The 22,827-nt window shown below is 59.8% G+C and carries 22 protein-coding genes; 12 read left to right on the top strand and 10 right to left on the bottom strand.

Features of this window, described 5'->3' with window-relative positions:
• The first annotated feature begins 422 nt into the window (after positions 1 to 422).
• From H2170_01160 to lgt, 3 genes are all read left to right on the top strand, one after another.
• Positions 423 to 788: a transposase gene (locus tag H2170_01160; GenBank protein ID MCS6298701.1), complete on the top strand. Its 366-nt coding sequence runs from the start codon at positions 423 to 425 to the stop codon at positions 786 to 788.
• Between the two features lie 218 nt (positions 789 to 1,006).
• Positions 1,007 to 1,642, top strand: coding sequence for a transposase (locus tag H2170_01155; GenBank protein MCS6298700.1), 636 nt, complete (start codon positions 1,007 to 1,009; stop codon positions 1,640 to 1,642).
• A gap of 320 nt (positions 1,643 to 1,962) precedes the next feature.
• Positions 1,963 to 2,790 carry a prolipoprotein diacylglyceryl transferase gene (lgt, locus tag H2170_01150; protein MCS6298699.1) on the top strand — a complete coding sequence of 276 codons (828 nt, stop codon included), beginning with the start codon at positions 1,963 to 1,965 and terminating at the stop codon, positions 2,788 to 2,790.
• Between the two features lie 69 nt (positions 2,791 to 2,859).
• Here the strand turns inward: lgt and fabF are convergent, their stop codons facing one another.
• The 4 genes from fabF to H2170_01130 form a co-directional block, all read right to left on the bottom strand.
• Entirely contained in the window at positions 2,860 to 4,110 is a 1,251-nt protein-coding gene (fabF, locus tag H2170_01145; GenBank protein ID MCS6298698.1) for a beta-ketoacyl-ACP synthase II, read from the bottom strand.
• Positions 4,111 to 4,281: 171 nt separating this feature from the next.
• Entirely contained in the window at positions 4,282 to 4,545 is a 264-nt protein-coding gene (gene acpP / locus H2170_01140) for an acyl carrier protein (protein ID MCS6298697.1), read from the bottom strand.
• 29 nt (positions 4,546 to 4,574) lie between these two features.
• The gene (fabG, locus tag H2170_01135) at positions 4,575 to 5,315 is read right to left on the bottom strand and encodes a 3-oxoacyl-[acyl-carrier-protein] reductase (protein MCS6298696.1); all 741 of its coding nucleotides are present in this window, start codon (positions 5,313 to 5,315) and stop codon (positions 4,575 to 4,577) included.
• Between the two features lie 128 nt (positions 5,316 to 5,443).
• Positions 5,444 to 6,613: a sulfite reductase subunit alpha gene (locus tag H2170_01130; GenBank protein ID MCS6298695.1), complete on the bottom strand. Its 1,170-nt coding sequence runs from the start codon at positions 6,611 to 6,613 to the stop codon at positions 5,444 to 5,446.
• Positions 6,614 to 6,719: 106 nt separating this feature from the next.
• On the opposite strand from H2170_01130, the gene H2170_01125 reads away from it, so the two are divergent.
• From H2170_01125 to proC, 5 genes are all read left to right on the top strand, one after another.
• The gene (locus tag H2170_01125) at positions 6,720 to 7,514 is read left to right on the top strand and encodes an rRNA pseudouridine synthase (protein ID MCS6298694.1); all 795 of its coding nucleotides are present in this window, start codon (positions 6,720 to 6,722) and stop codon (positions 7,512 to 7,514) included.
• The gene (locus H2170_01120) at positions 7,511 to 8,338 is read left to right on the top strand and encodes a hypothetical protein (GenBank protein MCS6298693.1); all 828 of its coding nucleotides are present in this window, start codon (positions 7,511 to 7,513) and stop codon (positions 8,336 to 8,338) included. The genes H2170_01125 and H2170_01120 overlap by 4 nt, the downstream gene beginning before the upstream one ends.
• A 112-nt stretch (positions 8,339 to 8,450) precedes the next feature.
• Positions 8,451 to 9,323, top strand: a complete 873-nt coding sequence (locus tag H2170_01115; protein MCS6298692.1) for a bifunctional 5,10-methylenetetrahydrofolate dehydrogenase/5,10-methenyltetrahydrofolate cyclohydrolase — start codon at positions 8,451 to 8,453, stop codon at positions 9,321 to 9,323.
• A 52-nt stretch (positions 9,324 to 9,375) separates the two neighbouring features.
• Complete coding sequence (locus H2170_01110) at positions 9,376 to 10,551, top strand: hybrid sensor histidine kinase/response regulator (GenBank protein ID MCS6298691.1); 1,176 nt, start codon at positions 9,376 to 9,378, stop codon at positions 10,549 to 10,551.
• Between the two features lie 52 nt (positions 10,552 to 10,603).
• Positions 10,604 to 11,407 carry a pyrroline-5-carboxylate reductase gene (proC, locus tag H2170_01105; protein MCS6298690.1) on the top strand — a complete coding sequence of 268 codons (804 nt, stop codon included), beginning with the start codon at positions 10,604 to 10,606 and terminating at the stop codon, positions 11,405 to 11,407.
• Positions 11,408 to 11,592: 185 nt separating this feature from the next.
• Here the strand turns inward: proC and H2170_01100 are convergent, their stop codons facing one another.
• Positions 11,593 to 12,102 carry a hypothetical protein gene (locus H2170_01100; protein ID MCS6298689.1) on the bottom strand — a complete coding sequence of 170 codons (510 nt, stop codon included), beginning with the start codon at positions 12,100 to 12,102 and terminating at the stop codon, positions 11,593 to 11,595.
• Between the two features lie 249 nt (positions 12,103 to 12,351).
• Here H2170_01100 and eno point away from each other — a divergent pair, with 249 nt between their 5' ends.
• Positions 12,352 to 13,668 (top strand): phosphopyruvate hydratase, encoded by a 1,317-nt coding sequence (eno, locus tag H2170_01095; protein ID MCS6298688.1) that lies wholly within the window; start codon positions 12,352 to 12,354, stop codon positions 13,666 to 13,668.
• Between the two features lie 352 nt (positions 13,669 to 14,020).
• On the opposite strand, the gene H2170_01090 is transcribed toward eno, so the two are convergent.
• From H2170_01090 to H2170_01070, 5 genes are all read right to left on the bottom strand, one after another.
• On the bottom strand, positions 14,021 to 14,377 hold the full coding sequence (locus H2170_01090) for an Hpt domain-containing protein (protein ID MCS6298687.1): 357 nt from the start codon (positions 14,375 to 14,377) through the stop codon (positions 14,021 to 14,023).
• An 81-nt stretch (positions 14,378 to 14,458) separates the two neighbouring features.
• On the bottom strand, positions 14,459 to 16,138 hold the full coding sequence (locus tag H2170_01085; protein MCS6298686.1) for a type II/IV secretion system protein: 1,680 nt from the start codon (positions 16,136 to 16,138) through the stop codon (positions 14,459 to 14,461).
• On the bottom strand, positions 16,125 to 16,349 hold the full coding sequence (locus H2170_01080; GenBank protein ID MCS6298685.1) for a hypothetical protein: 225 nt from the start codon (positions 16,347 to 16,349) through the stop codon (positions 16,125 to 16,127). Before H2170_01080 ends, H2170_01085 begins: the two co-directional genes overlap by 14 nt.
• 3 nt (positions 16,350 to 16,352) lie before the next feature.
• Complete coding sequence (locus H2170_01075; GenBank protein MCS6298684.1) at positions 16,353 to 16,742, bottom strand: response regulator transcription factor; 390 nt, start codon at positions 16,740 to 16,742, stop codon at positions 16,353 to 16,355.
• The gene (locus H2170_01070) at positions 16,739 to 17,902 is read right to left on the bottom strand and encodes a response regulator (protein MCS6298683.1); all 1,164 of its coding nucleotides are present in this window, start codon (positions 17,900 to 17,902) and stop codon (positions 16,739 to 16,741) included. The genes H2170_01075 and H2170_01070 overlap by 4 nt, the downstream gene beginning before the upstream one ends.
• 158 nt (positions 17,903 to 18,060) lie before the next feature.
• Between H2170_01070 and H2170_01065 the strand changes: the two genes are divergently transcribed.
• The 3 genes from H2170_01065 (at position 18,061) to H2170_01055 (ending at position 22,735) form a co-directional block, all read left to right on the top strand.
• Positions 18,061 to 19,278, top strand: coding sequence for a methionine adenosyltransferase (locus tag H2170_01065; GenBank protein ID MCS6298682.1), 1,218 nt, complete (start codon positions 18,061 to 18,063; stop codon positions 19,276 to 19,278).
• A 118-nt stretch (positions 19,279 to 19,396) separates the two neighbouring features.
• On the top strand, positions 19,397 to 20,836 hold the full coding sequence (locus H2170_01060) for an adenosylhomocysteinase (protein ID MCS6298681.1): 1,440 nt from the start codon (positions 19,397 to 19,399) through the stop codon (positions 20,834 to 20,836).
• A gap of 183 nt (positions 20,837 to 21,019) precedes the next feature.
• Positions 21,020 to 22,735, top strand: a complete 1,716-nt coding sequence (locus H2170_01055) for an NADPH-dependent assimilatory sulfite reductase hemoprotein subunit (protein MCS6298680.1) — start codon at positions 21,020 to 21,022, stop codon at positions 22,733 to 22,735.
• Positions 22,736 to 22,827 lie beyond the last annotated feature (92 nt).

Raw genomic sequence — 22,827 nt, 5'->3', positions numbered from 1 at the left:
ATGACAAAAAAAACCACAACCACAGATGCCCACAAAACAGACGCCACTCCAGTCACCCCATTGTTTGGGGGCGCGAAAGTGGTCGTGGACGAAACCGCCAAGGCAGTGACGCCTTTCGGAGGGTTGTGCAGCTTCATCGTTTATTTGCAGCAGATCGGCTTCGGGGCCCGCGTGGCGCAGGCCATGCCGTTCCCGGCGCTGACTTCCCCCAACGGTATCCCGTTGGAGCATACATTGACGGCGTTTCTCTTCGCAGTGGTGACCGGGGCCAGTCGCTTTGCGCATGTCGATTGGTTGCGCGGGGACAGGGCCTTGCATGCGCTGCTCGGCATCCCGCGATTCCCGGGCGACGACACGGTGCGCGACTTCTTCCGTCGGTTTACCCAGCGTCATATCGAGGAGTTTTGGCGGCCGCTATGGTCGTGTTTGCTTACCCTAGTGGTGGTGCCCGCAGGCGGGTTTCACCTGGACTTGGACTCGACGGTGTTTTGCGGGAGGGCAAGCAGGAGGGCGCGCGCAAGGGCTACAATCCGAAGCGCAAGGGCCGCGCGAGTCACCACCCGCTGCTGGCGGTGTTGGCCGAGGCGCAGTTTATTCTACATGGCTGGTTGCGCAGCGGTAATTGCGGCTCGGCGCGCGGGGTCGTCGCGTTTTTACAGGAGGCCTTAGCGCTGGCACCGGCGGGATTAAAAATCGCCTGCGTTCGCGCCGATAGTGGTTTTTGCGAGAACGGGTTTCTCTCTTTTTTGGAGGAAAAAAGCTGCCCTACATCGTTGTCGCCCGCATGATACCATTTCGCGTTCAAAGACATACAAACAAATCGTTTTAACCACTAATGGACGCTAATAGCCGCTAATAAAAACAAGGAATTCGCCGCTTCTGGATTAGTGTATCTTAGTGGTCATTAGTGGTTAAAAACTCCAGTTGTTTTAAGGTTAGATGATGGATCGCTACTGACGTGATCACGGTGGGGGTCGGGTTTTAATGCGTTTGAATGCAAAATGGTATGACGTCCTCGATCAGGGCACGTTGCACCGGGCTGACCGAATGGACCGCACTCGACGAGAACTATGCGGTCGGCGAGATTTGGTTAAAACTGCACGGATGGACCGTGACGCGACGCTTCGTGGTGCTGCGCGAGCGCGAGCGTGAGGACAAATCGGCGGTCGGCCGTAGGCTCATCGAGGTGCCCGGCTACACCTTCCGCATCTTCGTCACCAATCGCTGCGAATCCGCCGAGATCATCTGGCGCGACTACAACGGGCGGGCCTGCATCGAGCAGCGTATCGAGGAACTCAAAAACGATCTGGCGGCCGACGGCTTTTGTGTGCGCGAGTTTTTCGGCACCGAATCCGCCTTCCTCGGCGTACTCTACGCCTTCAACCTGCTCAGTCTTTACCAGCGTCAAGTCACGCCCGAAAAGCCCTACCGCCAACCTGCCACCCTGCGCAGCCAGGTCTTCGTCGCCGGTGCGATCCTCGGGCTCGCCGGCAAACAAATCGCCGTCAAACTGTCGCAAGCCTGGGGTGGCCTTTCAAAACACAAGCCCCTCATTGATGCCGCCTTGCAGTGGCGTCCGCCAACTCCGCCGAAGTTGGATTCCGACCCTCTATCGCCCTGCGTTATGACTGCCTGCACTTAGCCACTACCGCCTCTTTCCTCCACTAAATCGCACTCCAACTTCGGCGTTCGGGTTGAACCGCGAAGGCTCGCGAAGTTACGCGAAAAACAACGCAATCACTTGTTAATCAATTGAATTTATCCACTTCGCGTTCCTTCGGATCGTCTTCGCGGTAAAAAAATCCGGTGCCTTGATTTCGCATTTATCTACCCACAGGAACTGTCGAAAAACACACCGTGCCTAAACATTAAACTCCTCGACTCCACCGGTCGCCTTCGGTCGATTACCCATTCCCGAGCAGCTCAAGCCGTCCTTAAAAATCTCGCTGCGCCCTCCTCTTCATGTTCCTCGCCTACTGGGTCCACAACCTGAGTCCGTTCGTTGTTCAATTCACCGATACCATCGGCATCCGTTATTACGGTTTGGCGTACATGCTGGGCTTTGTCGGGGGAGGCCTTCTGCTGCACGCCTATGCCCGCGCCGGGCGATCCCGGCTGCCCTCGGCGCTGGTGCCCGACTTCATCATCGCGCTGGTCATCGGCGTGATGGTCGGAGGCCGGCTGGGCTCTTTTTTGCTTTATGAGGGCTGGCGCTCGCTGGGAACCGACCCACTTGCCCTGTTTAAAATCTGGCAAGGCGGCATGGCCAGCCATGGCGGCTTCATCGGAGTAGCCGTGGCGATCGCGTGGTTCGCCCACCGCCAGCGCATTCCTTTTTTCCACCTGGCCGATCTGATCGCCTCAGTCACAGGCCTCGGGCTGCTGCTGGGGCGCATTGCTAATTTCATCAACGGCGAACTCTGGGGGAAACCCACCGAAGTGCCCTGGGCGGTGATTTTCCCCGACAGCGACCACAGTGGACTGCCGCTGGCTCTGATCCCGCCACGCCATCCCTCGCAGCTGTACGAAGCGGCATTGGAGGGCGCACTGTTGCTTGCGTTGATGCAATGGCGCTTCTGGCGCACCGATGTAGCCGCCCGCCAACCAGGGCGCATGGCCGGTGAATTCCTCGTCGTTTACGCCGGAGTGCGAATGATCGGGGAGCTTTTCCGCGAGCCCGACGCCGGCATTTCGCCCATTCTTGGGCTGAGCCGGGGCTCGTTTTATTCGATTTTCCTAATCGGCAGCGGGGTGCTGATGATCTGGCGCAGCGCGCGTAAACCTGCGTGAGCTGAGCCAAACGTCTAATCCCGCTTACGGGCTAGATGTTTGGCAACCGCGCAAAGCGCGGAGTTCAGATCAAAGCGCCTTAAAGACCACGGCGGCGTTTTGACCACCGAAGCCGAGGTTGTTGCTCATCACGACCTTCACCTTGGCTTGGCGTGCCACGTTAGGAACATAGTCCAGGTCGCATTCAGGATCAGGTTCGTGAAGGTTGATCGTCGGCGCAATCGACTGGGTGTGGATCGTTTTCACGCTGATCACACTCTCAATGCCGCCAGCCGCACCAAGGAGGTGGCCGGTCATGGACTTGGTCGAACTGATGGCGACGGACTTGGCGCGATCACCAAACACCCGCTTGATGGCGAGCGTTTCAAATTTGTCATTGTACGGGGTGCTGGTGCCGTGGGCGTTGATGTAGTCCACCTGGTCGGGGGTCACGCCAGAAGCCTTGAGCGCGCGCGTCATGGCCATGCCCAAACCTTTGCCCTCAGGATCGGGCATGGTGATGTGGTGGGCGTCGGCCGTGGCGGCGTAACCGCCGACCTCGGCGTAAATGCGGGCACCGCGTTTCTGCGCGTGCTCAAGGGATTCGAGAACGAGGACGCCCGCGCCTTCGCCCATGACAAAACCGTCGCGGCCCAAGGAGAAGGGGCGGCTGGAGGTGGCGGGATAGTCGTTGCGCGTGCTCATGGCGCGCATCGAGCAGAAACTGGCGTAAGCAAAGGGGGTGATGGCGGCCTCGGCACCGCCGGCGATCATCACGTCGGCATCGCCACGTTTGATCATGTGCATGGCCTCGCCGATGGCGTGGGTGCCGGTGGCACAGGCTGAGACGATGCCGAAATTGGGACCACGGGCACCAATCTCGATGGCAAACATGCCCGAGCAGATGTTGCCAATAAGGGCTGGGATGGTGAAAGGCGAAACCTTGCGGGGGCCGCCGTCGAAGAGTTTTTTGAGCTGCGTCTCATAGGTCATCATACCGCCGATGCCCGAGCCGATGACGACGCCAACGCGGTCGGGGTCTTCTTGCGCCATATCGAGGCCGGAGTCTTTAAAAGCCTGCTTGGCGGCGCAGAAGCCGAAGTGGGTGTAGCGGTCATTGCGACGCGCTTCCTTTGGGTCCATGAAAAGCTCCGGATTCCAGTCGCGAACCTCGGCACCGACTTGGGTGGCGAAAGCGGTCGGATCGAAGAGCGAAACCCGATCGATGCCGGGTTTACCGGCGAGCAGGCTGGCCCAAAAAGAATCCACGTCGTGGCCGAGACCGTGAATGGCCCCAAGACCGGTAACAACGACGCGCTGGGAGGCAGGGAGAGTTTCCATGGAGGATAAAAGTAACAATGAAACAGGGTGTGGAGGGCCAGTCTAGGCAGTGATCGCCACAGACAGAGGCGGGATTTACCGCATCGAACAGGTCGGCGTGGCCCAAAAAAAAGGCGTCCTACCGGACAGTCTCGTGAGAGGCTCGGTAGAACGCCAAAAGACAGAAGTCGATTACTTGGCAGCGGCTTTGCCGGTGATGTACTCAACGACTTGGCCCACGGTGGTGAGCTTCTCAGCGTCGGACTCGGGGATTTCGCCCTTGATCTCGTCCTTGAACTCTTCTTCGAAGGCCATGATCAGCTCGACAGTGTCGAGAGAATCGGCGCCGAGATCATCCAGGAAAGAGGCCTGGGGAGTGATCTGCTCTTCGTTCACGTTAAGCTGATTAACGATGATTTCTTTGACGCGTTGTTCGATGGTTTTTTGGTCGGCCATAGTAGTATTTGCTGAGGGGTTGAAAAGGGTCACATCGCCATACCGCCGTCAACGGCAAAAACTTGGCCGGTAACGTAGGATGATTCTTCGGAGGCGAGAAAAGCGACGGCGTTGGCGATATCGGCAGCTTCACCGAAGCGCTGCATGGGGATGAGAGCGCACGCGCCCTTCTGCACCTCTTCGCTGAGTTCGGCGGTCATATCGGTCTTGATAAAGCCGGGGGCAACCACGTTGGCCGTGACCCCGCGCTTGGCGAATTCCTTGGCGATGGACTTGGTAAAGCCAATCATGCCGGCCTTGGCCGCACCGTAGTTGGCCTGGCCTGCGTTGCCCATGATGCCGGTGACCGAGGAAATGTTAATAATGCGGCCCCAGCGACTGCGGCACATCGGCCAACCAATCGCCTTGGTCCAATAAAAACAGCTGTTCAGGTTGGTCTGGAGCACCGCGTTCCAGTCGTCGTCGGACATACGCGCCAACAGGCCGTCGCGAGTAATGCCGGCGTTATTTACCAAAATATCAATTTTGCCAAACTCCTTGAGCAGCTCGGCGGAGGCGAGGGCGACAGCGGCACCGTCGGAGACATCGACGGCGCGAGCCACGGCTTTGCCACCCGCAGCGGTGATAGCGGCAGCAACCGCCCCGCAGGACTCGGCCGATTTGGAGACGCAAATGACGGTGACGCCACTGGCGGCGAGTTTTTCAGCAATGGCTTTACCAATGCCGCGGCCGGCGCCGGTGACGAGTGCAGTGCGGTTCGTGAAGGTCATGTTTTTTCTAAAATCCCAAAGACCAAAGGTACAAAAGCCAAACAATCGGCGAGATGACCAACGGGGCGAAGGGGTGATTTATTGAGTGTTAAATTCGGCGTTTGAGATTTCCGAGGGTGCGCGTGGCTTCAGTAGACGTCGCGCTGGTAGCGCTTGTCCTTCTTCATCTGCTTCACGTAGTCGGTAGCCTGCTCGATGGTCATACCGCCCTGCTGAGAGATCACATCGTGAAGGGCGACATCGACGTCCTTGGCCATGCGCTTGGCATCGCCGCAGACGAAGAAATGGCCACCGTTGTTAATCCACGACCAAAGCTCGGCGGCCTTTTCGCGCATCTTATCCTGCACGTAAACCTTAAGCAACTGGTCGCGCGACCAAGCGAGGTCGAGGTGAGTCAATTTACCATCAGCGAGGTACGTCTCCCACTCCTCTTGGTAGAGGAAGTCGGTGTGGCTCTTCTGGTCACCGAAAAACACCCAATTACGCCCCGTGGCGCCGGCGGCGACGCGGTCCTGCAAGAAAGCGCGGAACGGCGCGATGCCAGTCCCCGGACCGACCATGATGGCGTCCTTGGAGTGGTCCTCGGGTGGGCCAAAGTGGGAGTTGGAAACAAAGATCGGGGTCGGGGTCTCGCCCAAACGCACGCGGTCGGCCAAGAACGTCGAGCACACGCCGTGACGCTCGCGGTGGTTGGTGGTGTAACGCACAATGGCAACCGTGAGATGAATCTCTTGCGGGTGCATCCGCGGCGAAGAGGCGATCGAATACAGGCGAGGCATCAACTTGCGCATGTGGTCGACCAGCTCCTGAGGCGTAAGTTTAGTGTGTGCGAACTCAGCCAGGATATCGACGTATTCACGCTCATCGAGATAGGCGGTAAGAGCCTCCTTGGCCTCGGGCTTGAGCAGGGCCTCAAGCTTGGCTTTCTCCACGGGGTCCGTGGTTTTGGCGTTAAGCGTGTTAAGGATTTTCGAGGTCGGACTGGACAGGGCCAGGCGATGCGAAAGCGCTTCAATCAGGGTGATCGGCGTCGCGAGCTTGAGCATGGCCGGGGAAACGAGTTCGTCGCCGGTGGCGCAGATGCACTCGATAATCTCGCCCACTTCAACGGGACGGTTCGACGGGAACACCCCAAGTGAATCGCCCGCCTTATACGAAAGGCTGCTATCACCCAAGTTCACGATAATATGGCGGGTCTCTTTAGCAGAGCCGACTTTGTTCAGCAGGCGATTCTCGGTCACTTTGGCCGGGAATGGACGGTCTTTGGAAAAGGTGGAGGTGGCTTCGGGAGCGGACATAAAAACCCAAATTGAGCGCCCGCCGCACTCGCCCGCAAGCCCTTAGTTGCAATCTGCATCACGCGGGCTTGCGTCGGCCTGCGCTTTACAGCCAACTCATTCGCTCATGAGCGAACCTGAGCCTATCCGTCTGCAAAAATACCTAGCCGAAACCGGCATCTGCTCGCGCCGTGATGCCGAGGTCCTGATCCGTGAAGGCGAAGTCTGGGTGAACGCCAAAAAGGCGATCCCTGGCCAAAAGGTCACTCCTGGCGAGGACAAGGTTACCGTCAGCGGCAAGTCGATCAAACACGTTGCCCCGCAACCCAAGATCACGCTGGCGATGCACAAGCCCCGCGGCTTGGTCTGCTCCAACGACGATCCGTTCAACCCCGACACGGTCTTCGATTTGCTGCCCCGTGAGTTCTCCAAATTCCGCTTCTTCTGCGCTGGCCGCCTCGACAAAGAAAGCGAGGGCCTGCTGATCCTCACCACCGACGGCGACCTCGCGCACCGTTTGATGCACCCGAGTAACGTGGTGGTTAAACGCTACTTCGTCTCGCTCAAAAAACCCTTTCCGCAGTCGCGCATTTCCCAGCTCATCCGCGGTCTCACCCATGAAGGTGAACACCTCAAGGTCGAGTACGCCACCTTGGTCAACGCCGGCAAAAGCGAGGAGTCCGAGAGCATGGACGTCGCCATGCACCACGGCAAAAAACGCGAGATCCGCGTGCTTTTCGGCAAACTCGGCTACGATGTAAAACGCCTCCGCCGGTACCAGATCGGCTCTTTCCCTCTTAAAGGAATTCCCATGCGGGCAATGAAACAGCTTTCCATCAAAGAAATTAACTCTCTGTTCAAGGACCCCGGCCACCACCCGCTCGCCGTCGCCCTTGCTCAACGCACCGCTAAAAAATCATGAAGTCCACCACCCTTCTCCTCGCCGTCTTCGGCGCCCTCAACATCGGCCTGCAAGCCGCACCTTTGACCGAAGCCACACCGGTTTATGCCAAAGCCGATGCAACTTCCACGGTCCTCGCCACGCTGAAGGCTGGCACTGAGCCTGTCATCACGGTGGACGGCTCCAATGTGCCCGCTGGCTGGACCGCCGTCACTCTCGCCGGTCCGCATGAAGTTTATGCCTCCAACAAGGACGTCTCCAAAGCGCTCGACGTGCGCCCCGGTTCGCCCTACCTGACCGAGCCTAAGACCGGCTCGCCCGTCTTCGCGATCGCCGAAAAAGGCGACCAGACCGAGATCATCGATTACCGCGGCAAGTGGACCAAGTTCCGCCTCAGCAAGCCGGTGACCGGCTTCATCAAGAGCCCCGCCAAACCCGCAACCCCTCCCGCACCCGCGGCCAAGTCGCCGGCGACAGCACCGGCAGCCGCAGTGACCCCGGCGCCCGTTAAGGACGCTCCTACCACCGCCGCCGCGCCCACCCCAGCCGTGGTCAACATCGGCCGTGCCGCCCCTGTCGGTGACGGTGGATCCAGCGTTCTACCCCGCCTATTCCAGGGCAAATTTGCCTCCACCTACCACCCCTTGCGCCCCCGCCGTCCTTACGAGTTCCAACTCACCGACGACGCCGGCGCCCGCTACGCCTACGTGGACATCAGCAAGCTGCTCGCCACCGAACAGCTCAACAAATACGTGGACCGCACCGTCGTCGTTTACGGCACCGCCCGCTCCGTCCCCGGCAGCACTGAGATGGTGGTCGTCGCCGAAAGCCTCCAGCTTCGCTAAACATCCCGAACCCCGAACTTATTGCCCACGGAACACACGGACCACACGGAATTCGAAGTCATGAATTCGTCTGTGTGTTTTGTGGGTTTCGTGGGCTCCTCATTTTTACATCATGGAACTGATCGACGGTAACCAAATCGCGGCTGACATCGTCGCCGAACTCACCACCCAAGTGGCCGCTCTAGCCGGCCGTAAGCCCTGCATAGCGCTCGTGCGTGTAGGCGAAGACCCGGCCTCCGTCTCATATGTGACGAAGAAGCAGAAAACCGCCGCCGCCATCGGCATCGAGAGCCGGATCATCCTACCTCCGGCGAGCATCACCCAGGTCGAACTCGAAAAGCTCATCGACGAGCTCAACAACGACCCGACCGTGGACGGCATTCTTGTCCAGTCGCCGTTGCCCAAACACCTCGACGAGCCCGCCGCCTTCCGCCGCCTGGCCGCCCACAAGGACGTCGACGGCTTCCACACCCTCAACATCGGCAAGGTTGCCCAAGAAGACGACACCGGCTTCGTCGCCTGCACGCCCGCCGGCATCATGGAACTGCTCGCCCGCTCGGGCACCGACTTGAAGGGTAAACACGTCGTTGTCCTAGGCCGCTCGCTCATCGTCGGCAAACCCGTTGCCCTGCTCGCGCTCCAGAAAAAGGCCGGCGCCAACGGCACGGTTACCATTTGCCACTCCGGCACCAAGGACGTCGGCGCGCTCACCCGCCAAGCCGACGTGCTCATCGCCGCGATTGGCCGCGCCGAATTCGTCACCGCCGACATGGTCAAGCCCGGAGCAGTCATCATCGACGTGGGCATTAACCGCGTTCCCGATCCGAGCAAAAAGACGGGGTATCGCCTCACTGGAGACGTCCATTTCCCCTCGGTTTCGCCGCTCGCCTCGAAGATCACCCCGGTGCCCGGCGGCGTGGGCCCCATGACGGTAGCCATGCTCATGAAGAACACGGTCAAGGCACACCGACAGAACCACGCCTGAGTGGGTGCCGGCCGAGCATCCGCCCCGTTGAGTTACAAAGCCCCCCTACCCCATGCTTCGCCCCAAAGTCCTGGTCGTCGACGATCAACCCAGCAACGTCGAACTCATCAGCCAGATTTTGGGCAAAGCGGGGATCGACACGCTGACGGCCAGCAGCGGGACGGAGGCACTTGGGGTGGTTGCGCAGACGCAACCTGATCTGGTTTTGCTCGATGTGCAGATGCCCGACATCGACGGATTCGGGGTGTGCGAGCGCCTTCAGGCCGACGAAAGCACCCGCCACATTCCGGTCATTTTCGTAACTGCAGATGACTCCCATAGCGGCAAAATCGCCGGCCTTGGAGTCGGCGCAGTGGACTACATCACCAAGCCGATCGAGGCGGATGAAACCTTGGCGCGAGTTCAAACCCAACTGCGGTTCGTCAGCATCAACCGCGAGATGTGCGATATCCAGCATCGCCTCGACGAGGCGCGTCGCACGGCAACCATCGGCGCCGTCACCCAAGGCATTGCCCACAACCTGAACAACCTGCTCGGCGTCGCCCTTGGGTATCTCGACCTCGTCCAGTTGCACAGCGACAACCCCGTGCAGGTGAAAAAAAATGCGCAACAGGTCGAAAAGGCCGTGCTGCGCATCATCGATATCATCCGCCAACTGGGCAAGCTGGTCGCCCAGTCGCGGCCCCAATTTGTTTCCAGTCCGCTCGACGAGATCATCCGCATGGCAGTCGCTCGATACCAAGCAGCACAAACGATCACTCCGCCTGTTATTGTCGAAAACCTACTCGGCGACATTCAGGTGGATACCCAGCGCGAAATGATCGAGGAGGTGCTGCTCAACCTCCTCCAAAACGCCTTTGAGTCCTACAGCGAAAAACCAGATGCCGAACGCACCGTTTGGCTGCGCACCGCGCTCTTGAACAAGCCCGAGGGCCGCATGCTCGAGATCACCATTGAGGACGAAGGCGCGGGCATCAACGCGGACATCCGCGACAGCATCTTTGAGCCCTTTGTCGGCACGAAAACCAAAGTGGGCGGAGGCATGGGGCTCACGGTGGCCCGCCACTCCATGCGTAATCTCGGTGGCGAAGTCACCCTCGTCAATCGGGCCGGAGGCGGCGCAGTCGCGGTGATCATCCACCCGCTTGAACGCAAAAAAAAGCGCGGCGCCCCAACCGATGCCGTCATCATTCCCTCAGCCCTGATTGGCGAAAGTGATGACGAGTAAGCCGACACGCGCACCTGCCTGACGCCAACGTCCAACACGCCCCTTTTTACCTATGCCCAAGATCGCATTTATCGGAGCCGGCAACATGGCCTCCGCCATTGTCACCGGACTACTTGCTAAAAACGTCTGCACTCCCGCCGACCTGGCGTGTCTCGGCGGCACCGGGGCCAGCGCACAAAAACTCGCCGATCGCACCGGTATCCGCCTAGCGGCGACCGCCGAGTCACTGTTGGCGGACGCCGACATCGTGGTGGTCGCATTCAAGCCCCAGCACCTTGCCGCGCTCGACCCACACCTCGCTGCACTTTGCGCCGGAAAACTGGTGATCTCGGTGCTCGCCGCCAAAACGCTTGCGCGCCTTGCCAGCGCGTTCCCCTCGGCGCGCAACATCGTGCGCACCATGCCCAACACCCCCAGCGCCATCGGTGCAGGAATGACCGGTTGGTGCGCGCTCGCCGCACTCACCGCCACGGATCGCGCCACGGTTCTCAAGCTCCTGCGCGCCGTCGGTCGCGAGGTCGAGGTGCCGGAGAACCAAATGGAAGCGCTCATGGGCGTGAGTGGCTGCGGACCGGCGTTCGTATTCGAGTTCACTGCCGCATTGCGCGAAGCGGGCGTGGCAGCGGGATTGGACCGCGACACCGCCCAGATGCTCGCGGTGCAAACCCTGCTCGGCTCTGCTCGCCTCATGGCCGAGACCGCCACTGAACCGGAGACACTGCGCAACCAAGTCACCTCCCCCAACGGCACGACGTTTGCCGGCCTGAAGCGACTCGAGGCGCGTGAATTTCGCGCGATGATGGTGGAGACGGTGCAAGCCGCCAAAGCCCGCGCCGAAGAACTCGCTCAGGGCTGAACGAGCTGCGGATCACCGCAGCCGCGACCAAGTAGCCAAACATCGATCAACTGATTCATTAACCACTAATGAACGCTAAGATACGCTAATTCAGAAGCAACAAAGCATTGGTTTTTATTAGCGGAAATTAGCGTTCATTAGCGGTTAATAGGTTCGTTGATATTTCCTTGAATTGCGAAGTGGTATCAAAAGTTAATCCAAAGCCGGATCACCACGCCACTTGGCCTGAGCCCTTTTTGCTCAAAGTTAAATGAGGGCGTCACCTTGTAATTGAACTGCTCGGCATCGGTTTTGCGCCACGCAGGAGAAAACCGGCCTTCCATCCAATAGCCCCGTTCCACCTCGGCCGGTAGCCAAGACCAGACCCGCGTGCCCCATAACGCCAGTTGGACGTCGACGTCCGCCTCGGCTTCATCGGGCCAAGGGCGAACCAACCCCAAGCGCACGTCTAAGGGGGGCGCCGCGTCAAATTGAAGAACCGCAAACTCGGGGTCAAAAAACTCGAGCCATGCATCCAATGCCAGAACCTCGGGTTCCACCGTTTGCACTTGAGGCTGCCAAATCAGCCGGGGCAGGACCAGGCAGACTAAAATAAACAGCCCGACTAACGCGGAACGCAGGCCGCCCCAAGGCTGGGCCACCGTGCAGGAGCCGGTGGCATTCACATTGAACTGAGGGTCAGGCAGGAGTTGCACGGGTCAGGTGAAAACCCACCGACGTGGATTCAAAAGCTGCTGGTGGGGGCCAAAATCCAATCCGGTTTCGAGGTGCAGGCAAATGCCGATCTCAGATAAACGGGGCTGAATCCCTCAAGTTTGCAGCGTACGCCCGCCCCCCAGCCGACTCCCTACATCCTCCTGCGCGCAGCGTTAACCAACACATGCGCAGTGTTTCGGCTTCCCTCGAACGCGCGGTTCGATTGAGTGGCGTTTCTTTTTCCAACTATGAGCAATACCACGATCAGTGCCATCACCGCCCGCGAGATCATCGATTCACGGGGTAATCCCACCATTGAGGTGGACGTTAAGCTCGCCAACGGCGTCGTCGGCCGCGCCGCCGTCCCGTCCGGTGCCTCCACCGGCGAACACGAGGCCCACGAGCTGCGCGACAGCGACGTGACCGCCAAGTCCCTGCCCAAGGGCGTCAACGGCAAGACCCGTTTCCTCGGCAAGGGCGTGCTCGCCGCCGTGGGTAACGTCAAGGGCATCATCGCCCCGTCCTTGATCGGCTTCGATGCGCTCGACCAGGTCGGCATCGACCACGCCATGATCAAACTCGATGGCACCAAGAACAAGTCCAAGCTCGGCGCCAACGCCATCCTCGGCGTCTCCCTAGCCACCGCCCACGCCGCCGCCAACGCTCTCGGCCAGCCCCTCTACAAGTACATCGGCGGCCCGAACGCCAAGGTCCTCCCCGTTCCCATGATGAACATCATGAACGGTGGCGCCCATTCCGATGCCCCGATCGATTTCCAGGAGTTCATGATCCGTCCGATCAAGTTCGACACCTTCTCCGAAGCCCTGCGCGCCGGCGCCGAGGTGTTCCATAACCTCAAGAAGGTCCTCAAGGCCAAGGGTCTCGCCACCGCCGTCGGTGACGAAGGCGGTTTCGCCCCCAAGCTGGCCTCCACCACCGACGCCCTCGACGCCATCGCCGAGGCCGTGAAAGCCTCCGGATACAAGCTCGGTAAGGACATCACCCTCGCCCTCGACGTCGCCGCCTCCGAGTTCTACGACAAGAAGACCGGCAAGTACGTCTTCAAGAAGTCCGACGGCCGCATCTTCACCGGTGCCGAGTTCGTCTCCTACTACGAGGAGCTGTGCTCCAAGTACCCGATCGACTCCATCGAAGACGGCTGCGCCGAAAACGATTGGGCCACCTGGAAGAAGCTCACCGTCGCCCTCGGCGACAAGATCCAGCTCGTCGGCGACGATCTTTTCGTCACCAACGTCGAGTTCCTCAAGAAGGGCATCGCCACCGGCACCGCCAACTCGATCCTGGTTAAGGTCAACCAAATCGGTTCCCTCACCGAGACCCTCGACGCCGTCGAGCTCGCCCATAAGAGCAACTACACCGCCGTCCTCTCCCACCGCTCCGGCGAGACCGAGGACGTCACCATCGCCGACATCGCCGTCGCCACCAACTGCGGCCAGATCAAGACCGGTTCGGCCTCCCGCACCGACCGCGTTGCCAAATACAACCAGCTCCTCCGCATCGAGGAAGAGCTCGGCTCCACCGGCATCTACGCCGGCCGCCTTTAATCACCCGGCGGCCACGCGCCGCCTCCATAGCCAAAGGCGGGCTCCTTCGGGAGCCCGCCTTTTTTGTGCCCTTAGACTCAAATCCCACGGGCGAGACGCCCGTGCCACGTCGAGCGGTTCCGAGCGTGGCATGGGCGTCTCGCCCATGTCGGACGTTTCCGAGCGTGGCTTGGGCGTCTCGCCCATGTCGGACGTTTCCGAGCGTGGCTTGGGCGTCTCGCCCATGTCGGACGTTTCCGAGTGTGGCTTGGGCGTCTCGTCCATGTCGGGGAAAAGTCTAAACTGATTCTCTCGTCGGTTTTACGCTCTGCTGTGTCCGCCTGCCACCGCAGTGTGCCGCTGAAAACGGCGATCAATCCAACATGGGGAGAATAACCCCTTTGGCCCGCGCAAAGGCGGCCTCAAGCGCAGCCACCTGCACCTCCGAAACCGGGGCGCCCTGCTGGCGCGTATCGTGCTCGATCTGTTGGGCAATCTCGCGAACTTCACAGGCCCCAACGTTGCTGGAGCTGCCCTTGATGCTGTGCGCGGCACGGATGAAAGCGGCGGTATTTCCGTCAACGCGGTGCGTGTTTAAATCAGCGATACGCTCAGGCACGTCGGCCAAAAAAATCGTTAAGATCTCCTTCAAAAACGCATCGTCGTCATCGGGGCTGAGCGCACGAAGGTTTTCAATGGCGTCGGGATCGATCAGGGGGGCAGATGACATGGCGGATAGGGGTATGAACGGGGTTAGACGGGTTTCGCACTGAAGAAGGGGCCCCAGCGCGTAAACTCAACGCGAACTCAGCTAGATTTCCCACTCAAAGGAAGTGTTGGCCTCTACTTCCTCAATCGTGGTCAAGCCGAGCAATACTTTTTTTAGCCCGTCGTAGCGAAGGGGCTTAAACCCCACTTTACTCGCGGCGGCCGTGATCTGTTGCACGCTGGCCCCCGTGGTAATCAGGGTGCGAATTTCCTCGGTGATGAGCACCAGTTCATGAATCGCAACTCGCCCCTTGTAACCCGTTCCCCGGCAAACCCGGCAGCCCCGACCACGGTAAAACGGCACGTCCGTCAGTCCGTCTTCTTTGAAGAACTTCAGCAACAGGTCGCGCGACGGATAGTAGGGTTCTTTACAGTTCTCGCATATCCGTGCGGCGAGGCGCTGGGCGAGTACGCCGACAATCGAGGGGGCAACCAGGTAGGGGGCCACGCCGATTTCAAGCAGGCGCACGATGGCTTGCGCGGCACTGTTGGTGTGCAGGGTCGCGAACACCATATGTCCGGTCAGCGCGGCCTCCGTCGCAATTTTGGCGGTTTCCAAATCGCGGATTTCACCGATTAAAATAATGTCAGGATCCTGGCGCAGCAGCGAACGCAGCACGGTGGAAAACCGCAGATCGATCTGGGCGTTGACCTGGGTCTGGGTGATGCCTTCGACCTGGATTTCAATGGGGTCTTCAATGGTCGATATGTTTTTGTCGGGTGTGTTGAGCTCGTGGAGTGCGGCATACAGCGTGGTGGTCTTGCCCGAACCGGTGGGGCCGGTGACAAAGAGGATGCCGTTGGGGTTCTGAATCAGGCGCCGGAACGGAATGAGGACGCTCTGCGACATCATCATTTTCTCGAGGGTGACGATCGATTTTCGCCCGCTCATCGCGAGGATGCGGATGACCGATTTTTCGCCGAATTGGGCGGGTATGGTCGATACACGGAAATTGGCAGTGCAGTAGCCGATCTTCATCGAAAATCGTCCGTCCTGGGGGATCCGCGTCTCGGCGATGTTCAGATTACAAAGGATTTTTATCCGCGCGATAATCGCCCGGTGCAGTTTGCGCGAGTAGGTGAGTACCTCACGCAACATACCATCGATGCGCAGGCGCACGCGGCAGCAAGTATCCTGCGCTTCAACGTGAATGTCGGTCGCACGCTCCCGAATCGCATAATAAACGATGTCGTCGAAAATTTTGATCAAGGGCTCCGCTTCGGCCAGTTCCGGATTATTAAAAACCGAGGACGTACTTAACTCGTTAATATCCGCCGAGATATCTGTCTCATTCGAATACAGGATAAGAATGGCGTCATCGATGTCGCGGGGCAGTGCAAACACCGGGCTCACAGGCCGCTTAATAATCAGGCTCAGGCGCTTGACGCGTAGCGCATCTTCGGGAGCGGAAAAGGCGGCCGTGAGCACGCCATCGATGAAGTACAGGCCGATGGCCTGCACTTTTTGGGCGATTTCAAGCGGGATGGCCTGAACGGCCTCCTCCGTGATCAAGGAGGCAAACGGGTCCACATAGGCGATGCCGAGGACGTCGGCGTAGAGTTTGCAGGCAAGGTCTTTGGGAACGATGCACTGCTCGATGATGCGTTCGAGTTGGGGTAATCCCAGGGGTGTTTCCTTTTCAAGTAACGTTAACTCGGCGGAAAACTCGAACCCAGGGAGCTGGCGAATGCGGTCGCCTAAACAGGCGTTAGGCGAGTGGATCGCCACGGTATTTGGTCCTGTTTTTGAAGAGCTTACTGATTTCCTCCTGGTGGAGTTTTTCCTGGGAGAACGAGCCGCTCGTGCGTTCCACCTGAAGCTCGTGAAGCAATTCGGGCAAGCTGTAGCGCACCTCCCCCAAGCGGGGTGACGGTGGCGGTGGAGCAATCCCTGGCGCGGCCGCAATCGCGGTCGTGGAGGTGGCGGTGTCCATGGGTCAACTTACGACCTGATTTTTCTCCGCCAACAAACCGTTGAGCAGCGCGATGAGTTCGGCTCGCGGCGTGTCTTTGCGGATGTAGTGCAATGCGCCGCCGTCAACGGCTTGTTCGATGGTGTGCCGGGTGGCCAACGAGGTCAGCATGACGATGCTCGCGTCGGCATTGAGGCTGCGGATTTTGAGCAGGGCTTCGATCCCGTCCATGACGGGCATATTGACGTCGAGCAGGACCAGGTCGGGTTGCTCGCGGGTGTAGGCGTCCACGCCCTCGGCCCCGTTGGAGGCTTCGCAGATCGTCGTCACGCCCATGGAGCGCAACACCAGGCCCATGTATTTGCGGATGTGGTACTCATCGTCGACGATGAGCGCTTTTTCGATGAGGTTCATGTGATAAAATTGGGTAACGTAACGCGGAACTCGCACCCGCCATCCGGGTGGTTCTCGGCCTCAATGGTGCCGCGGTGCGACTCCACGATCTTCCGGCAAATCGCCAAGCCGAGGCCGATGGATTGTTCGCCGCCGGTGGGCCGGTTCGAGAGACGGCCAAAATCGGTAAACAGGCGGTCGCGCTCCTGCTCGGGAATCCCTGGGCCTTGGTCGCGCACCCGGAGGATCTGGCTGCGGGTGCCGGCGTCGACTTCGAGTGCGACGCGAATGGTTGAGCCGGGCGGCGAGTATTTGACCGCGTTGCTCAACAGGTTGTCGATGACCTGGAGTGCCTTGGCCGCATCGACCCGAATGAGCGGCGCATCATGGCCCCGCGCAAATTCGATCCGGGTGCGCTTCCGCGTAGAGGCCATAGCGGTCAGAGTCACCGCTTGGGCCACCACGTCGGCCAACCGTGTGGGCGCGGAATCGAGTTTAAATTCACCGGACTCGATCGTCGCCAGATCAAGTAGGTCGTTAACTAGGGTGACCATCCCCTGGCTGGTGTGGTGGATGAGTTCGACCAGCTCGGCCTGGTCGGGGGTCAGCGGTCCGACGGTGCCGTCCAGCATGAACTCTGTCAGGCCGCGAATCGTGGCGAGCGGATTACGCAGATCGTGGGCCGCCATGCCGAGAAAGCGGGTTTTGGCCGCATTGGCCCGGCTGAGTTGGGCGACCAGCGTCTGTTGGTGGGCGACCAGCAACCGGATCTGCAAATGGGTGTGAATACGTGCCAGCACCTCTTTTTGCCGAAACGGTTTGAGCACATAATCGACCCCGCCTGCATTAAACCCCTCAACAATGGCGTCCGAATCCTGTTTAGCGGTGATAAACATGACCGGCGCGGCTTGATCGCGGTAAAGCCGGTGCAACTCCCGGCACGCATCAAAGCCATTCATGCCCGGCAGCAGCACGTCGAACAAAACCAAGTCGGGCGAGAAGGATGCGTATTGATCCAGGGCTGCTTCCGCCGAACCGGCTTCCGCCAACACATAACCTTCCGGCTCGAGCATTTTTCTTAAAATGGTCAGGTTCAGCCGCTCATCGTCCACCAGCAGGATTTTCCGTCCACGGGTTTGCTGCCACGATAATTCGGCTGCGGCGGACGGAATTGAGTCCATGGGTTCAGGCATGCGTCGCCCCGCTTAGTACCGCAAAGCCCCTGCTTGTTTCAGGAAAACTCAAGCGACCCCAATTCAACGCATCAGGATATTTGCATACGTTGATATTAAACTTGCACACCCTTTGTGCCGATGACTCGCTTTCCATCTCTTATCTTATGGCCAACTCATTCGTGTTTTCCTCCGAGTCCGTAGGCGAGGGGCATCCTGACAAGGTTGCCGACCTCATTTCCGACAGCATCCTTGATGCCTGTCTTGCGATCGACAAAAACTCCCGTGTCGCCTGCGAAACGTTCGTCAAATCGAACGTCGTCGTTGTCGGTGGCGAGATCACCATCCCTTCGTTGCAGGACAAGAAGACCGGCAAAACCAAGCCGATCGACGAGGTCATCAACGTGGGCAAGGTCATCCGTGATGCCATCCGCCACATCGGTTACACCAACGACGACGACGTGTTCCACGCCGACACCGTTTTCATCAACAACTACCTCACCGCCCAGTCCGCCGACATCGCCCAGGGCGTGGACGCCAAAAAGGCCGCCGGCAAGAAGACCGCCGAGCAAGGCGCTGGCGACCAAGGCCTGATGTTCGGCTTCGCCGCCGACGAGACCGCGGAGCTGATGCCCGCCCCGATTATTTTCGCCCACCGTCTGGGCCGCGAACTCACCGCCATCCGCAAGAGCGGCAAGGTCAAGTGGCTCCGCCCCGACGCCAAGTCGCAGGTGTCCGTGCGCTACGTTGACGGCGTTGCCACCGAGATCGTCAACGTGGTCATCTCGACCCAGCACACCGCTGACGTTTCCCACGCCGAGATCGAGGCTTTCCTCATCAAGAACGTCATCAAAAAGGTACTACCGGCCAAGCTGCTCAACGCGAAGACCGAGTTCCTCATCAACCCCACCGGCAAGTTCGTCATTGGCGGGCCCCAGGGCGACTCAGGCCTCACCGGCCGCAAGATCATTGTCGATTCCTACGGCGGTTGGGGTCGCCACGGTGGCGGCGCCTTCTCCGGCAAAGATCCGTCCAAGGTTGACCGTTCCGCCGCCTACATGGGCCGCTGGGTCGCCAAAAACATCGTCGCGGCCAAACTCGCCAAGCAGGTCGAGGTCCAGTTTGCCTACGCCATCGGCCACCCGAATCCCGTGAGCGTTTACGTGAACACGTTTGGCACCGGCACCATCTCCGACGAGAAGATCACCGCCGCCATCCAGACGGTGTTCAGCTTCAAGCCCGCCGATATCGTTAAGCAGCTCGACCTGCTCCGCCCGATCTACCGCGAGACGACCAACTATGGCCATTTCGGCAAAGCCGATCTGCCTTGGGAGCAGACCACCAAGGTCGCCGCCCTGCTCGCCGCCGTGAAGGCAGCCAAGTAAGGCGCGCTTCGCGCGAAATCCTATAACCCAAACCAACCAATCCCAAAAGGAACGGCGCTTTCCGCGCTGATCTTTTTGGGATCATTAACATCCAGCTCAGCGCTTCCCGATTCACACTATGTCCACTGTTTCCCTCCTGAAAAACGTTCCCAAAGGCCAAGATTTTATCGTGCGTGACATCGGTCTCGCCGAGTGGGGCCGCAAGGAACTCAACGTCGCCGAGCACGAAATGCCCGGCCTCGTTTCCCTGCGCAAAAAATTCGGCGCCAAAAAGCCCCTCAAGGGCGTGCGCATCACCGGATCGTTGCACATGACGATCCAGACCGCCGTCCTGATCGAGACCCTCGTCTCTCTCGGTGCCGACGTCCGCTGGGCTTCGTGCAACATCTTCTCGACCCAAGATCACGCCGCCGCCGCCATCGCCAAGGCCGGCGTTCCCGTCTTCGCCTGGAAGGGCGAGACCCTCGAAGAATACTGGGATCTTACCTGGAAGGCCGTCAGCTTCCCCGGCAACAAGGGCCCGCAGCTCGTCGTCGATGACGGCGGCGACGTCACCCTCCTCCTCCACAAGGGCTACGAGATGGAGCAGGGCAGCGACTGGCACACCACCGCTTCCGGTTCACACGAAGAGCAGGTCATCAAAGACCTCCTTAAGAAAATCGGCAAAGCCCAGAAGGGCATCTTCACCGCCATGGTGAAGGAGTGGCGCGGCGTCTCCGAGGAGACCACCACCGGCGTGCACCGCCTCTACCAGCTCCACGAGAAGGGCAAGCTGCTCGTCCCGTCGATCAATGTGAACGACTCGGTCACCAAGTCGAAGTTCGACAACCTCTACGGCTGCCGCGAGTCGCTGGCCGACGGCCTCAAGCGCGCCACCGACGTCATGATCGCCGGCAAGGTTGCCTGCGTTTGCGGCTACGGCGACGTGGGCAAAGGCTCCGCGTTCTCGCTCAAGGGCTTTGGCGCCCGCGTCATCGTTACCGAAGTCGATCCGATCAACGCCCTCCAGGCCGCGATGGAAGGCTTTGAGGTTAACACCGTCGAGAGCACCCTCGGCGTGGCCGACATCTACGTGACCACCACGGGCAACAAGGACGTGATCACCCTGGAGCACATGCAGAAGATGAAGGACCAGGCCATCGTCTGTAACATCGGCCACTTCGATAACGAGATCCAGGTCGACCGCCTCTACAAGGCCAAGGGCGTGAAGCGCGTGACCATCAAACCGCAATACGACCAGTTCACCTTCGCCAAAGGCCCGACCATTTACCTGCTCGCCGAAGGCCGCCTGGTGAACCTCGGTTGCGCCACTGGCCACCCGTCGTTCGTGATGTCCAACAGCTTCACCAACCAGACGCTCGCCCAGCTCGATCTCTGGAAGAACAAGGACACCTACGCGGTCGGCGTGTATCGCCTGCCCAAGCACCTCGACGAAGAGGTCGCCCGCCTGCACCTGGAAAAGATCGGTGCCAAGCTGACCACCTTGACCAAGAGTCAGGCCGAATACCTCGGCGTGTCACCGGACGGCCCCTACAAGCCCGAGCACTACCGCTACTAAGCGATCACTCGCTGAGTATCGCCCCAAGGCCGCCGGAATCTTCCGGCGGCCTTTTTCGTGGGTAACCCCTAGTAAATCCAAAGCGGCCCGGCATCCCTCAACCTGTAATCCCGACTAACTTGCCCAAGAAGCTTTTTCACCCTTGATGCGCTCCGCTCCCAGTTACACGTTCTTCGCTTCAATATGACCAACGACTCTGCTGCTCCCAAGCCCCTCGCCGCCAACGAAGGTATCAAGACCGCCTCGCGTCACCTGCGCGGCAACCTCGCCGCCGAGTTCGCCGACACCTCGACGGCCGTCGTCTCAGCCGACAGCGAGCAACTCATCAAATTCCACGGCACCTACCAACAGGATGACCGTGACCAGCGTCTGGCCCTCAAAAAAGCCGGCAAGGACAAGGCATTCTCCTTCATGCTGCGCGTGCGTTTGGCCGGTGGTAAAACCACCCCGCAGCAGTGGATCGTGCTCGACCAGCTCGCCAACGATTTCGCTCTGCCCTCCCTGCGTATCACCACCCGCCAGACGTTCCAATTTCATGGCGTTCTGAAGGGTAAAATGAAGCCGCTCATCCAGGGCATGCACAAGGTGCTTCTAGACTCCATCGCAGCCTGCGGCGACGTGAACCGCAACGTCATGGCCCCGGTCAACCCTGAGCAATCTCCGGTCATCGAGCAGGTCTACCAAGACGCCGCTGGCTGGAGCGACTACGCTCTTCCCAAGACCCGCGCCTACCACGAAATCTGGCTCGACGAGGAGCTCGTCGCCGGCGGCGAGCCCGAGGTCGAGACCATGTACGGCAGCACCTACTTGCCGCGTAAATTCAAGACCGGTTTCGTCGTCCCGCCCTCCAATGACGTCGACATTTATTCCCAAGACCTCGGCTTCATCGCCGTCATCGAAAACGGCAAACTCGCCGGCTACAACGTGACCGTTGGTGGTGGCCTCGGCATGAGCCATGGTAACGCGGAAACCTTCCCGCGTGTCGCCGACACCCTCGGCTTCATCACCCGAGACCTCGTGAACAAAGTCGGCGAGGCCGTCCTCACCACGCAGCGCGATCACGGTGACCGCACCAACCGCAAACACGCGCGCCTTAAGTACACCATCGAGGACAAAGGCATCGCCTGGTTCAAGGCCGAGGTCGAAAAACGCAGCGGCATCACCTTCGCCCCCGCCAAGACCGCCGTGTTCACCACCATCCAGGACCAACACGGCTGGCACCAAAACGCCGACGGCTCGTGGTTCTACGGCTTGCACATTCTCTCTGGGCGTATTGTCGACCGCGCCGGTTGGCCGATGAAGACCGCCCTGCGCGAAATCGCCGAGATACTTAAAGGCGATTTCCGCCTCACCCCGTCACAGAACGTAACCATTTCCGGGGTCTCCGCAGAGCAAAAGCCCATCATTGAAGCCATCCTGAAAAAGCACGGTCTCGACAACGAGAACGCACGCTCAGGACTGCGTCTCAACGCCCTCTCCTGCGTCGCCCTACCGACCTGCGGCTTGGCTCTGGCCGAGAGCGAGCGCGCGCTGCCCGACATCCTCGAGAAGTTTGAAAACGTCCTCGATCAGGCCGGCTTGCGCGAAAACGCAATCAGCCTGCGCGTGACCGGCTGCCCCAACGGGTGCGCCCGTCCCTACCTCGCCGAGATTGGTTTTGTCGGCAAAGCCCCCAACAAGTATGCGATGTATTTGGGTGCCTCCTACAACGGCACCCGCCTCAACCGCCTGTTCTCCCCGAGCATCACGATCGACGACGCCGTAACGCGCCTCACACCCATCATCAAACGCTACGCTCTGGAGCGTAACGACGGCGAGGGCTTCGGCGACTGGTGCGACCGCGTGATCCTGCCCGCAGACGCCACCACGCACAGCATCGGCACGCAGCTCGCCGGTTAATCTCACCGGGGAACGCCGAGTTCCAGCTCGGCTCTTTCGCGCCAAAGCCGCCGCAAATCCTGCGGCGGCTTTTTTGTGCGGGTTAAAAAAAC

The sequence above is a fragment of the Opitutus sp. genome, from assembly GCA_024998815.1.
In the GTDB taxonomy this organism is placed as follows: Bacteria; Verrucomicrobiota; Verrucomicrobiia; order Opitutales; family Opitutaceae; genus Rariglobus.
Note: the sequence above shows the minus strand (reverse complement) of the source record. Positions and strands in the feature narration are given on the sequence as shown.

Bases quoted from the DNA above. Each gene is read 5' to 3' on its own strand.
- proC (MCS6298690.1), top strand. From the start codon at position 10,604: ATGCCCAAGATCGCATTTATCGGAGCCGGCAACATGGCCTCCGCCATT.
- acpP (MCS6298697.1), bottom strand. From the start codon at position 4,545: ATGGCCGACCAAAAAACCATCGAACAACGCGTCAAAGAAATCATCGTT.
- H2170_01115 (MCS6298692.1), top strand. From the start codon at position 8,451: ATGGAACTGATCGACGGTAACCAAATCGCGGCTGACATCGTCGCCGAA.
- H2170_01130 (MCS6298695.1), bottom strand. From the start codon at position 6,613: ATGTCCGCTCCCGAAGCCACCTCCACCTTTTCCAAAGACCGTCCATTC.
- eno (MCS6298688.1), top strand. From the start codon at position 12,352: ATGAGCAATACCACGATCAGTGCCATCACCGCCCGCGAGATCATCGAT.
- H2170_01120 (MCS6298693.1), top strand. From the start codon at position 7,511: ATGAAGTCCACCACCCTTCTCCTCGCCGTCTTCGGCGCCCTCAACATC.
- H2170_01075 (MCS6298684.1), bottom strand. From the start codon at position 16,742: ATGAACCTCATCGAAAAAGCGCTCATCGTCGACGATGAGTACCACATC.
- H2170_01110 (MCS6298691.1), top strand. From the start codon at position 9,376: ATGCTTCGCCCCAAAGTCCTGGTCGTCGACGATCAACCCAGCAACGTC.
- H2170_01060 (MCS6298681.1), top strand. From the start codon at position 19,397: ATGTCCACTGTTTCCCTCCTGAAAAACGTTCCCAAAGGCCAAGATTTT.
- H2170_01125 (MCS6298694.1), top strand. From the start codon at position 6,720: ATGAGCGAACCTGAGCCTATCCGTCTGCAAAAATACCTAGCCGAAACC.
- H2170_01065 (MCS6298682.1), top strand. From the start codon at position 18,061: ATGGCCAACTCATTCGTGTTTTCCTCCGAGTCCGTAGGCGAGGGGCAT.
- fabF (MCS6298698.1), bottom strand. From the start codon at position 4,110: ATGGAAACTCTCCCTGCCTCCCAGCGCGTCGTTGTTACCGGTCTTGGG.
- H2170_01090 (MCS6298687.1), bottom strand. From the start codon at position 14,377: ATGTCATCTGCCCCCCTGATCGATCCCGACGCCATTGAAAACCTTCGT.
- H2170_01080 (MCS6298685.1), bottom strand. From the start codon at position 16,349: ATGGACACCGCCACCTCCACGACCGCGATTGCGGCCGCGCCAGGGATT.
- H2170_01055 (MCS6298680.1), top strand. From the start codon at position 21,020: ATGACCAACGACTCTGCTGCTCCCAAGCCCCTCGCCGCCAACGAAGGT.
- lgt (MCS6298699.1), top strand. From the start codon at position 1,963: ATGTTCCTCGCCTACTGGGTCCACAACCTGAGTCCGTTCGTTGTTCAA.
- H2170_01155 (MCS6298700.1), top strand. From the start codon at position 1,007: ATGACGTCCTCGATCAGGGCACGTTGCACCGGGCTGACCGAATGGACC.
- fabG (MCS6298696.1), bottom strand. From the start codon at position 5,315: ATGACCTTCACGAACCGCACTGCACTCGTCACCGGCGCCGGCCGCGGC.
- H2170_01070 (MCS6298683.1), bottom strand. From the start codon at position 17,902: ATGGACTCAATTCCGTCCGCCGCAGCCGAATTATCGTGGCAGCAAACC.